The 11,875-nt window shown below is 52.4% G+C and carries 13 protein-coding genes and 2 pseudogenes; 8 read left to right on the top strand and 7 right to left on the bottom strand.

The genetic code is table 11. The annotated features are described in order from the left end of the window. Positions 1–185: 185 nt before the first annotated feature. Positions 186–359, top strand: a pseudogene (locus tag BLV81_RS23505) (helix-turn-helix domain-containing protein); the annotation flags it as partial. A 41-nt stretch (positions 360–400) separates the two neighbouring features. On the opposite strand, the gene BLV81_RS04615 reads toward BLV81_RS23505, so the two are convergent. Both BLV81_RS04615 and BLV81_RS23500 read right to left on the bottom strand, forming a co-directional pair. Further along, the gene (locus tag BLV81_RS04615; RefSeq protein ID WP_143036278.1) at positions 401–943 is read right to left on the bottom strand and encodes a winged helix-turn-helix domain-containing protein; all 543 of its coding nucleotides are present in this window, start codon (positions 941–943) and stop codon (positions 401–403) included. Between the two features lie 156 nt (positions 944–1,099). Next, a complete protein-coding gene (locus BLV81_RS23500; protein WP_143036277.1) occupies positions 1,100–1,327 on the bottom strand; it encodes a hypothetical protein in 228 nt (75 codons plus the stop codon). A gap of 118 nt (positions 1,328–1,445) precedes the next feature. On the opposite strand from BLV81_RS23500, the gene BLV81_RS04610 reads away from it, so the two are divergent. Beyond that, entirely contained in the window at positions 1,446–2,033 is a 588-nt protein-coding gene (locus BLV81_RS04610) for a hypothetical protein (protein ID WP_143036276.1), read from the top strand. A 135-nt stretch (positions 2,034–2,168) separates the two neighbouring features. Here BLV81_RS04610 and BLV81_RS04605 read toward each other — a convergent pair whose 3' ends face one another. From BLV81_RS04605 to BLV81_RS04585, 5 genes are all read right to left on the bottom strand, one after another. Beyond that, positions 2,169–2,810, bottom strand: coding sequence for a polar amino acid ABC transporter permease (locus BLV81_RS04605; RefSeq protein ID WP_143036275.1), 642 nt, complete (start codon positions 2,808–2,810; stop codon positions 2,169–2,171). Beyond that, the gene (locus BLV81_RS04600) at positions 2,797–4,314 is read right to left on the bottom strand and encodes a transporter substrate-binding domain-containing protein (RefSeq protein WP_176992746.1); all 1,518 of its coding nucleotides are present in this window, start codon (positions 4,312–4,314) and stop codon (positions 2,797–2,799) included. The genes BLV81_RS04605 and BLV81_RS04600 overlap by 14 nt, the downstream gene beginning before the upstream one ends. Before the next feature lie 101 nt (positions 4,315–4,415). Beyond that, positions 4,416–5,249 carry a class I SAM-dependent methyltransferase gene (locus BLV81_RS04595; RefSeq protein WP_176992745.1) on the bottom strand — a complete coding sequence of 278 codons (834 nt, stop codon included), beginning with the start codon at positions 5,247–5,249 and terminating at the stop codon, positions 4,416–4,418. A 26-nt stretch (positions 5,250–5,275) separates the two neighbouring features. Beyond that, positions 5,276–6,517 (bottom strand): TAXI family TRAP transporter solute-binding subunit, encoded by a 1,242-nt coding sequence (locus BLV81_RS04590; RefSeq protein WP_092352857.1) that lies wholly within the window; start codon positions 6,515–6,517, stop codon positions 5,276–5,278. 93 nt (positions 6,518–6,610) lie between these two features. Next, positions 6,611–7,471 (bottom strand): hypothetical protein, encoded by an 861-nt coding sequence (locus BLV81_RS04585; RefSeq protein ID WP_143036274.1) that lies wholly within the window; start codon positions 7,469–7,471, stop codon positions 6,611–6,613. 251 nt (positions 7,472–7,722) lie between these two features. Here BLV81_RS04585 and BLV81_RS04580 point away from each other — a divergent pair, with 251 nt between their 5' ends. From BLV81_RS04580 to BLV81_RS04555, 6 genes and pseudogenes are all read left to right on the top strand, one after another. After that, on the top strand, positions 7,723–8,244 hold the full coding sequence (locus tag BLV81_RS04580) for a DUF2589 domain-containing protein (protein ID WP_092352853.1): 522 nt from the start codon (positions 7,723–7,725) through the stop codon (positions 8,242–8,244). 24 nt (positions 8,245–8,268) lie between these two features. Continuing rightward, positions 8,269–8,529, top strand: coding sequence for a hypothetical protein (locus BLV81_RS04575; protein WP_041741555.1), 261 nt, complete (start codon positions 8,269–8,271; stop codon positions 8,527–8,529). 2 nt (positions 8,530–8,531) lie between these two features. Beyond that, positions 8,532–9,071, top strand: a complete 540-nt coding sequence (locus BLV81_RS04570; protein ID WP_092352851.1) for a hypothetical protein — start codon at positions 8,532–8,534, stop codon at positions 9,069–9,071. Between the two features lie 305 nt (positions 9,072–9,376). Further along, a complete protein-coding gene (locus tag BLV81_RS04565) occupies positions 9,377–10,003 on the top strand; it encodes a DUF2589 domain-containing protein (protein WP_176992744.1) in 627 nt (208 codons plus the stop codon). 67 nt (positions 10,004–10,070) lie between these two features. Beyond that, entirely contained in the window at positions 10,071–10,721 is a 651-nt protein-coding gene (locus BLV81_RS04560) for a glycoside hydrolase family 19 protein (RefSeq protein ID WP_176992743.1), read from the top strand. A 240-nt stretch (positions 10,722–10,961) separates the two neighbouring features. Next, a pseudogene (locus BLV81_RS04555) lies at positions 10,962–11,728 on the top strand (ion transporter); the annotation flags it as partial. Positions 11,729–11,875 lie beyond the last annotated feature (147 nt).

The following is an 11,875-nucleotide window of genomic DNA, read 5'->3' as shown; positions in this document are numbered from 1 at the left end:
GTGCTTTGCGAAACCCCGTCCAGCCTGCCTTGGATCAAAAAGAACAAGATGGTTGACCAGTCGAAGAACTAATCAAAAATCGATTAGCTCCGATGAAAAGGGACGGCATTGCCGTCCCTTTTTTCATTTCAATGACCAGTCCTGAAGTAAGTCGACACTTTTTCGTCGTAACGAAGGAGAAGTCAATGGGATCAAAGAGTAAGCGCACGCAGCGGGACTGCAGTCTGGCCTTTAAATTGCCGGTTGTGGAGCAAGTAGAAAAAGGCGAACTGAGCTATATAGAGGCGCAATGTCGGTATGGAATTCAAGGCCGATCGACAGTGCTAGTATGGCTACGAAAGTACGGTCTACAGGATTGGGATTGCCGATCCGGCCGTGGCGCAGCGGAGTTTGCGACATCTTAGTGATCGAGGATGAGTAGATCGTCAAAGCTGAATCCGCGCACCCTCACCGTGTTTAAGGGCAGTGTCAGTCCCAGCCCATGCCTGATTTTTTTGCGTAAGCGCATGATCATGGTGTCTAGCCGGTTTTGATCGTAGCTCAAATAGTGCTCGCCAAATTCGTCAATAATCTTCTTTCTGGACGCCACCTCGCCCACTTCCAGCAGGGCGAAGGTCTTGATCAATGTAAATTCAAGGCTGGTAAGTTTGATCTTGTTGTTGTTTGGCGCAGTCAAGGTCCGCTGATGCAAGGACAGGCGCCAAGGCACCATGAGGCCCTGGGTCAGGTTGGCGATGTCGGGGAGGAATGGATGCGTGTGATCTATTTGCAGGATGGTGATGGACTTATTTTGTTCCCTCAGGCTTTGTCCGGCCAGGAAGGTAGCCGATGTTTCGCTCCAATTGATCTGATAACCGGCGCTGCTGAAAAAATCGCAGATCTCATTTTCATTTCGAGTGTCATCGTTCAGGAGAAGCAACGTCATCATTTTTTGCCCCAACAAAGTAGATTCATAGCCATATGTTGGTCCATGGAAATACTGTTATCATGACAATTCATGACATTTTCTATATTTTTTTAGAAACATGATTATCCACAGATGGGAAACGCTGTTGCGACTGCATCCGTAATACCAGGCAGGTCCACCCTGAATGTAAATTCATCGCCATTTGGCCTGAAAATCCCGCATCTCGTTTGTCCGATCAACGGGCATATTTGTATCCAATTCTGTGAATTGTTGGTCTGAATCATTGGTCCTGCCAGCGAGCTGCCTCACTACTGTCACTCTCTCTTTGCGCATTCCAATCAGCGCTTTGCCCATGTCAGGAATCATCATTTTCCAGGCAAATGCCGAGATTACTCTTTTCATGATCTTTGAGTTTTTCATGCCGACGTTGGGCACGAAAGCGGAAAAGATTCAGTGCGGCCGCCTTCTATTGATTAAGCGGTGGTCCGTTTAAGTATATGGCTCAACGCCATATACGCCCACATGAAAAGGAATGATTATGAAAAGCGAAGAACTGAATCAGAATAACTGGGGAGTGTGCGGCTTTGTCGCTGCCGTTCAGGCTGCCAACCTGAACCACAAACCAGGGGGCAATCTCGCGGCTGACACCTATGGGACTTTGTTTCCTCTGATCGAGAATTTCTGCAGAAATCATGCAGACCGGTCAGCAGAACTACTGGACTTTTCAAAGGTTTTCGGGGCGGTGTTCGCCTATAAAAGCCTCAAAGAAGTCACGGATAAGATGCGTGGCAACCATGCAATGGATGAACCGGTGGGAATTGCGATGACCGCAGCGGCCGTCAGCCTGCTGTGCAAAGACCTGGGCTTCTTGAACTATGATTTTCATGCGACGACAGCAAGCACCAACGCCTTGAATCTCGATAAGCCGCTGCCGTATAAAAACGCGATTTATGGCCTGGGGAAAAGAGACAACCAAAGCAACTATCGATACGGCCTGTTGCACTGGGTATATGTTGACGCCAACGGAGATGTCCTGACATGGGGAAAAAAAGGGGCTGATGCCGTCAGGGCACTGAAAGACAATGGCTACGATAAGCTAACGCATTATCTGCCAGGACTCAGTTAAAGCCGGCGCCTTTCCGCGGCGCCCTGCATCCCGCGACCTCATCCTCCTGACGCATTGCGTGAGATCCATCGCAGGCGGGCAAACGGATCGTCCGATCCGTTTGCCCGCCTTTTCTTCTTTTAGCGAAAATTCCGCTTAAATACTTATGCGGCGCAACATGCCGGAACTGAATTTATTTATGGCCGCCGTCACCATATAACAAAACGAAAAGAACCAGATCATCGCATACAGGTAAACCCATAACATGATCTGTGTCGTGCCGCTGGCGTTGATGACCGTGTTGCAGCGGCTGACTAATTCCGACACGCCTATCACCGAGGCGGTGGAGGATGCCATGATAATAATCACGAAGAAATTACACAAATTCGGGATAAAAAGCAGTGCGTCCTGAAATCTTTCGTTGCGCCATGCCTGTATCGCACTGAGCAAATTATCTGAAACAAAACCCGCCACGGCCAATGCCAGAGCCAACGCCGCTTTCAGCCAGGAAGGAAAAGACAGGCTGATAGTGGAAAATGGCAATATCAATGATTCCGGCAGCATGAACACCAGATAAAACTGGAATACAAATGTCGGCACATTGCGCATGAATTCGGTCAGGCTTGCTCCTGCAAGAGCCCGGTTCCGACGGCGGGACAGCCGTAACAGAACCAGCAGGCCGCCGCAGGCCGCGCCGATACCCAATGCGAGCACGGAAATCAGGATATTCCACATAAAGCCAATAGCCAAAAAGGGAGTCCACTCAAGCAGATTTCTCGTGATTTCAATCCATCCCATGACACCACCTCCGCTCTACCCGTTGCAACAGACGCAGCACGACGAACACCAGAACCAGGAATAACAGCATCAATGTATTCATCATCGTTGCCACCGTTCCGTGCTCAGCGATAATTGAAGTGGACACCGACAACAGTTCAGGTACTGCAACAGCACTGGCCATCATGGTGGCTTTGCTCACATTCACCAGGGACGCCAATATCGATGTCGAACAACGATTCGCGATTGCTCGTAAAGTACTCAAGTTCAGCCGAAAGCCGGGAGCTCGCAAACGTTCCTTGTCGCTGGCATTTTCCAGAATGTGCAAAATACCTGATCCGGTGTACCAGCACAGACACAGCACGACAATCAGGAAGGAGTTCAGCTGCATCCCCCAGTTGGCTGCCAGTACGCTGCCTATGCCAAATGCCAGCACGTAAATCTGCAACAGAGGCGGGGTCATTCTGCCAACTAAAGTAAAACCTTTTAAAAATCGACTGAGCAGCGGAATCCTCTGCTCTATGGTCAGCGCGAAGATCATGCCGCTAACCAGGCTGCCGAATACGCAAGAAGCCGTGAGCGCCAGCGTGGTGAATAAGGCGCGGATAAATTGAGCACGCTCATAGTCGTCGTAAATGTAGGTGAGATTGACGCCGGTTTTTTCTTTGACCAGCAATCCGAATTGACGCAAACCTGTGGTTTCAGTTGATGTGATGAAAATAGGGTTGCGGCAAACCACCGGCCATTGGCCATCCGGCAAACGCCGGCAAACGAATGCACCTTTTTCATCTTTCTTATTCCATAAGGTATGCATCTCGGTCAAAAAAATGGAAGGCGGCAGGCGCCATTTCTTTTCCAGCTCAAGCAAAACGCCGCGCCGATGCCATTGCGCCACGGTATCGCCGATGAAGTGCTCCAATGCACCGCCTTTTTCAGAGCGCGCAATAGCTATGGCCCATGGCGTCAGAAGCTGCGGGCGCAGCTTGGTTTTGTAGTATTTCCACTCATTTGACAATAAATCGCCCGCGATCGCTGTGTTATCAAACAGCCAGCCGGCGCAACGGCCGTCGCGCACTGCCAGTTTGGCGTCGCGGCCATTTGCAAATATCTGCAAATCCAGCAGATAGCGGGTAGCCATTGCACGGTTGAAGTAACTGCCTTGGGTGGCGCATACCTTTTGACCCCGCACGTCGGCCCAGGTGTCTAGCTTGCTGTCCGGCCGCGTCATTAACGTTACACCGGAAGAGTAGTAATTGGGTTCTATCAAATCAGCAATCTGCCGCCGTGCGTAGGTATCGCCTAAAGTTGCGATCATCACGTCTATTCCGCCTTCATCCAATATCTGCAAGCGGTTAGCACCTGTCACCGCCACCTTGCGCAGGGCGACGCCGAGACCCCGCGCCAGATCTTCTGCCAGGTCATGCTCAAAACCCTGGAGCGTTGCATCCGGCGATAACATGCCAAAAGGCGGGTAATCCGTCTTGACTCCCACGATCAGCACACCGCGTTTTTTGATTAAATCCATGCGATTTTCGGCATGCGCGGCGGCGGCGAACATGAGAACAAATACAAATAAGCAAGCGCGGCCCATTTGCCATCCCGATCGGCGGATTCTCCTGCTCGGTTTCATACCGGATTCGCCAGCACTCGCATGCCATAGCCAAGTTCAGCCGGAATCCAGGAGCACAAGCGCTGGTCGATACAACGCATCAAACTGGATTGCGTTACCAGCCACTCAGGAAACACACTTTCCGGCTGCCACTCGCTGATCGCAAATCCAGCCTCAGCCAACTCTTCGCGTAAGGTACGCAATGAGTAGAGATGATAGAAGAACGTCAGGTTGCGCCTCTGGATGCGCCTCGTGAAGCGGATATTGCCTGCTTCATTTTGCGGCGGCCGGGCATGACCCAGAGTTCGAGCCAGCCCGTATTTGAACAATTCCCAAGGTCTGCGCCGGAAGACTGAAGGAACGGATAAAATCAATTTTCCATCGGCTCGAATCAGACTGCGCATTTTATGCAAAGTCTGAAGCCGCAAATTGCGTTCGACCACGTGCGACAACACGCCAAACAGCATGAGGATAGCATCGTAGTAGGCGTATTTGTTCAAGCCATCCAGATCGTCATACACAAAGGTAACGCGCTCGCGGTGAGACGTGGTTCGCAGCCGGGATTCGAACTCAGTCAAAGAAGCTGCAGAAATATCGTAGGCGGTTAGATGGGCCTGCGATTTTTCCAGCAAGGCCAACGAATATCGACCATTTCCACAACCGAAATCAAGGATCTGGTCGACCCCGGCCAATCCTTTTTCCAGCAAATACGTCATGGTTGCGACATTAGGTTCGGGATAGCGTCGACGATATCCGTCGCTCAGGAAATAATGGTCATAAGTTTCTTGCATCGTTCTGCTGATATCGTTCGTATCTATGGACATGGCAAGGTCTCCTGTGTGGATTGACATGGAAAGCGGCAACGGTTCGCTACGGGCTAAAGCTGTTTGATATGTCTTATTTCCGCCAACAACATAGGCAGGCCTCGCTCCTCCCGCTTTATTGCGGTTTCGATTTTTTCCAGAAGAAATCGAACGCGTGTGGATAAAGGCCGGCCATTCCTGATACGCCATCGCGTCCAGAAAATCAGCAGATGGGCCAGAAAAAACAGGGTGAGACTGCGGATCTTTTCAAACTGAATAAAAACCCTGTATATGCTGAGCAAGAACCAAAGCCCCAGAAGCGGCGCCAGGTAGGCATCGAGGATGCTGGCGATTGCTATCGGGAAGGTGGAAAAAATCCAGGGTGTGCCGTTGCGGTAGAAGTCGCTGACCAGATCATTGGTCTGGATCGCGCTGCCTCGATATTTAGGGAATTCGTCTGCATTGCTGACGTAGTTGCTGTTGCGATGCACTTCTCGCATCGCCTCCAGCAATGCATAAGTTGTGGCCGGCGGCAATTTTTTTTGAGCAACCACCGAGATATTCGCCGCCAACAGCTTGACATCGCGACCTGGGATTTTCTCTTTCAGATCAAAGATGCCGTTCGGCAGAGTTACTTTCTGCAAAAAGGGAAATTTCTTTACGATGGCCGATTGCTGCGTCAGCTCCACCAGAACAAATTTCTTGTTCCTTCCCAGTTCTGCCATCAACTCGCTCTCGGCGCCCAGGATAAACAGGCCGCCGTCAAATTCTTCGCGGGCGAGCCGGGCGACCCCGATATTCAAAGGAAGAAAGCTGATAGGCGTGTTGCGCTGGTCAATGCCGTATACCGCGAATATGCTCAGCAAGGTCTGGCTGGTGACGCTCTTTTCGGGAGGAAGAACCAGGCTTAAACCGCGCAGGTCGGCGAGCGACAGAATGCTCCTTTCTGTTTCCACTTTCCGGTTTACGAAAATGAAAATGGGTTGCAGTTGAATCTCTCCAAGAGATATCAGGTTGGCCTGGCTTTTACCCTGCAGATCGTTTGCTACGAAACCGATATCAATATGTTTCGTGCTGTCCGCCACCTCGGCGGAAATTTCATCTGTGTTTTGAAAAGAGACAATGTCAACCCGATAGGATTTTTTCTCCAGTATTTTTTTATACTGAAGCGCCATCGCATAAAAACTGCCGTCCTCCGGACCAGCGGCGATCCTGATCTGACGCGAAGGAACGGCGCTGAACGTGGCGTAGAGCATAATGAAAATCAGGCCGAGGCAAAGCAGCAGTCGCGCAAGCCGCAACATATCTTTTTGCATAAATAGAATCCGCGCAGGAATACAGAAAGTAAAAGAAGATCGGAATGCGCACAAAAGCGGGGCGCCGCTTTTGTGCGCCGGCGTTCGCAGAAATCAACGCTCGTTCTTGAGCTTCAGGCGATAGGCGTTCTTCTTGCTGGCCACCAGCGAATCGGTGACTATCAGACTGCTGGAAAAGCCCACCAGATCTTGCAGGTTGATGGCAGACAGGCTGCGGCCATCGATCCAGTCGGTATTGGCAAAGCGATGAATAGGGACTGGGTTTTCCTGCGTATATTTAGCCAGATCCACCACCGCAGCTGTCAGTTTAGCCAGTCCTCCCCTTGCATTCAGAGTCTGCGCCGACACAGTGAATTCGGTGCCTTGATTGCTGAATTCCAGGACTGTCATGACATCCACCACGTTGCGCAATGCATTCCAGCGCTTTTCGTCGAAACTGCGCGGTTTGTTGAGTTCAAAGTCATTGCCCGGTTCATCGCTGCGCAGAAATCCGACAGGACCTTCAAACAGATTGACCGGCGCCCATACCATGCCTGTCAGTAAAGGAGCTGCACTCGGGTAGCGGATTTTTCTGAGTGCGCCTTGCAGGGCCAGCTTGCTTGCGTCTGTATCCGCTATGTCGCTATCCGCTGCCTGGCTGAGGCCAACCAGCGCCTGCAAATACTGTTGCGGAATGACGTGGTGCCTGGAAAAGTTGGTTCCAACCCAGACTGTCCCGTTGGGCATTGCTGCACCCGGCGGATTTTTTGCGGCCAGTGCGGCATTGGCCGCATTGAGCAGCTCCGTCGACCAGTTGATTGCCGTTGGAATCTGAGGACGCCCCTCAATCGGAAGGTGGATGAGGCCGGAAGTTTTTCCTGCCGCAAATGAAGACTGGCTCGCAAGCAAAAAAAACACCGCAAACATGCATTGCTGCAGCACCCTGACGGTGCGATTTCCTGACGTTGACTTCATGGAGATACCCCTTTTAAGTTGATGGAAAAATCAATGACGCCGCTCGTTCGCACAGCAGAGAAAACGTCATGAATCACAGATTAAAGGGGGAAAACAGCGCCATTCCTGACCAAATCTGCTGCTTCTGCGGCCTCGGAAAAATGGTCAGAAATGGTTAGAAGAGGGATTGCGCAGATTCGTATGCTTGCGTCTGAACCCGGCAGAACAGAGTCGTCGCCGATTCACAAACCCTCAAACAAACTGGAGTAGTCATGGCCAATTTAACCAGCCTGGAAGATATGGTGCTTGCGATTGCCGGATCCATCATGAATGCACAGCACATGGTGGAAAAAGCGCAGGTAGCAAACATCGCGTCTTTCTTTACTGATGATAAGCAACCCACCACCATCGAGCTCAAGTTGCCGGCGATACACAGCACCGCCAAGCCCGGCGATATGTTGCATTACCGCCTGCCTTTGCTGTCGCTGGTGCCGCACAGTTCGCTCATCATCGGCGAGGCAGAGATCGATCTGGACATGGAACTGGGTGCGTTTGAAGAGCAGGAACGCAGCGGCCACAACGAATCTATCATGAGCCAGACCGGCATGGCGGCGCCGGCGGGCAAAAAGGCCGGGCTCATGGTCAGCCCTGCCAGCGCAAATAACGGCTCCCGGGACAGGAATATAGCGCACATCAAATTGAAGCTGCAGGCCTCGGAAAAATCGGATGGGCTGGCGCGCCTGCTCAACGATGTGGTGAAAGAACAGGGCCCAACCGGATTGGTGCAGGAATAATCAAAGAAGGAGTGCAACGTGAGTATGGATCGCTTTCGTTTAACTGAAATGCGTTTTATCAAACGCATCGTGGTTGGCAACGACAACCCGCAAAACATCCGCACCGAGGCCGAGGTGCAGGAAGCCATGGATCTGGTTAACCGCTGTTTAAGCGGGACGCCGCGCGGCTTTATCCTCAATGTAGAAAAATGCTTCGGCCTGTATAACATCGGTGAGCATCAGGTGGTGCTGCAATACGCCGTGTACCACCTTGGCTTTGCGCGCAAGCCGCTGCATCTGGACTGAGCATGACGGCCATCACCGTAACGCTGGATGGTTTTTGTGCTGAACTGTCCCGCGTATTTGAACAAGTCAACCGCGACTTGCCCGCTATCTCTGAACAGAAAGGCGCAGATGCAACGCAGGTATTTTCGTATCGCCTGCCGCATCAGGCGACATACGAGCTGCTGACCATCCCCTACGATAAATTCCACAGGAATCACGGCTATAGCTTGCAGGATTTTATTTTCAGCCTGCCCTGTTACCTGACGATCAGGAAATTCGACAAGGAATCTCAGGTGGTGCTCATGCTCCAGACGCCGAACTGGTGGCAGAAAATACGCCATCCCCACGTACTGAAGCATCTGGAAATTCAGGTCGCCAAAGATGGGACCAATCTGCTGCTAGCTCCGAGTAAAGCGATGCGGCCGAAACGCAGCCGTCGAAATTGGATCTTTCTGCTAACGGCGGACCAGCAGTTCAAATTTTCCAGTCTGATTCCAGACACTTCCTGGTGGCGTTCGTCGCAGAAAATGTGGCGCAAATTCTGGACCCGCAAGACTGAATAAATGCAGCGGCCGCCGGTTGCATGACAACGATCCTGCAGCCGGTAGGATGTCAATTTAATGACGGTGGATTCCGTCTTTTTTTTTGCCTGAAAATCCGGCTCAGCTTTTCTGCAACTCCAATCCCCATCTCCATTTCCCTGCTCACTTCACGCGCCGCCCAGCCGATACGACAGGAAATGTCACGAACTCATTGTTTGCCAATCCTAAGATTGTCCTGAGCGCGTCATGCGCGACTCGGCGCCAGGCTGCGGTTTTGCGGCTTGGCTTTTCCAGACCCGTCTGGGTCATTTCTAAAGGAGTAAACAATGTCTGATCTTATCGATATGGCGTCTCAGTTCAAGGGCTTGCCGATGGGCGACCTGATTGGCAGCCCATTGACTGCCGCTTGCGATGCCCAAATCAAGTTGGCGAACGCTACTGCCAATTTTATTAAGTACATCGGCTTTCTGCCGCCGGCTGCGAATGATCCAAATGGCGTAGGCGCGACGCGCACGGCGCACTTTGCCTTCACCCGGCCGGTCGCCGATCCCAATGACGCCACCAAAACGATTGAAGAAAGCGTTTCTCTGGATGTGCCTTTGCTGGCCATCGTCAAGGTGCCGGCGCTGTCGATCACCAAGGTGGATATCACCTTTGACATGGAAGTAAAGTCTTCTTTCGCCTCCAAGGAATCCACCGATGCATCGGCCAAAATGTCGGCCGACATGAAGTTCGGCTGGGGCATGTTCAGCGCCACGGTGCACGTCGAAGGTTCGGTTGCAACCCACAAGGAAAACACCCGCTCATCTGACAATTCCGCTAAATACCACGTGGAAGTCTTGGCTGAAGATACCGGCATGCCGGAAGGTCTGGCACGGGTGCTGGATATTCTGCAATCGTCCATCCAGCCAAAATCCAATGGCACCAAGCCAGCTGTCGCTGTCGGTCCGTAAAATTTAATGCGATTTCAAACAAGTGAATCCGTGCACGGATTTGCTTGTTTTTCTTTCAGAGGACACTATGCCTGCCATCTCCCAAGAACAGCTTGCCAGCTTGCTGGACACCGCAGCTGACAATTCCCGAGTCACTCTCTGGCTCGATCCCATCAACGCCGCACTCACAGAATGGTCAATCAGCAACACGCATCGCCAGGCGGCATTCCTTGCGCAAATCCTGCACGAATCGGCACAGCTCAAAATCCTGTCGGAGAATCTCAACTACTCGTCTGTACGGCTGCGCCAGGTATGGCCGCGCCGCTTTCCGACCGACAGCGTCGCACTCCAATATGCCAGCAATCCGGAAAAACTGGCTAGCAACGTTTACGCCAATCGGCTTGGAAATGGCGACGAAGCCAGCGGCGACGGCTGGAAATATCGCGGTCGCGGCTTGATTCAACTGACCGGACGCGACAACTATGAACGCTGTGGCAAGGCATTAAAACTGGATCTGCTGGCGCAACCGGAATTATTGCAAGAACCGGCGGGCGCAGCGCGTTCAGCAGCCTGGTATTGGGCTACGGCCGGACTGAATGAGCTTGCCGATCTCAAGCCGAACGGCAATGCCAGGGATGATTTCATCAAGATCTGCCAGCGCGTCAATGGCGGCGACGTAGGGTTGCAATCGCGATTGGACTATTGGAACAAGGCGACGCAAGTCCTTGCGCTCGGGTAGCCGGTGGATGCGTGGAATGGCATTACGCTTGGCGGCAGCGACGGAAGAACATATCGCTGCCGCCATGATGCAGTACGAATGTCGACGGTGCTCAGTGCGCAGCTGGGTAGTGGATTAACGACCGAGATGCTCAACGGGAAATACGCAAGACTCAAATTCGATCGAAAAACTATCCCTGATAGACGAAAAATATTTTAACCGTCCAACTTTTCGGGGTCAGTTCATTTCCTGGTATTGTATGCACTTGAGTGGCTGTTCACGGCCTTGTTCACTATCGAGTACGCGGTGCGTCTGTCGTGCGTCAAGCGGCCCTTGCGCTACGCCTTGAGCTGTTCGGCATCATCGACCTGTTATCGATCTTGCCGACCTGCCTGGCGATTCTGCTGCCGGAACTCCATTTCCTGATCGACGTTCGCCTGTTACGCATGCTGCGCGTATTCCGTGTGATGAAGTTGCCGGGCTATTTCGACGAGTCGCAGATCTTGTTGCAGGCGCTGCGCAACAGCCGCCACAAGATCATGGTGTTCCTCGGCGTGGTGCTGATCATGAGTGTGATCCTGGGCACCATCATGTACGTGATCGAAGGGCCGGACAACGGCTTCACCAGCATCCCGATCGGCATGTACTGGTCGAGCGTGACGCTCACCACCACCGGTTATGGCGACATCCATCCGAAAACACCGATGGGCCAGCTGATCACCTCCTGTGCGATGTTGCTGGGTTACGGCATCATCGCCTTGCCGACCGGGATCGTCGGCGTCGAACTGGCGATGACCATGATGAAGGGTACGCCGACCACCCGTACCTGCACCAATTGCCTCACTGAAGGGCACGAGGCCGACTCCCTGTTCTGCAAACACTGCGGCGAAAAGCTGGCGCCGTATCAGCATGATGCAGCAGCAGCCGGCACTTCTACGGCTGCGGCGGACATAGCCGCGCCGGACCAGCTGGCGGCAATCAAAGCGCGCATGGGACGCAATGCGCAGCGCGGTCCGCCAAAAAAATAGAATTGCGCAGCTTCCCGCCAGGCCTTTTTTGCGGCCTTGCGTTTGATGCTGAGCACAGGCAATATTGTCGTCGAACTAATTTGACAAAATATAATCGAAGGGTGGTCTGTCATTAATCATCTTTGGAGCGCAGTTCCGATAGCGCTC

This window comes from Collimonas sp. OK242, assembly GCF_900107095.1.
Lineage (GTDB): Bacteria > Pseudomonadota > Gammaproteobacteria > Burkholderiales > Burkholderiaceae_D > Collimonas.
This window is presented reverse-complemented; position numbering and strand designations above follow the sequence as displayed.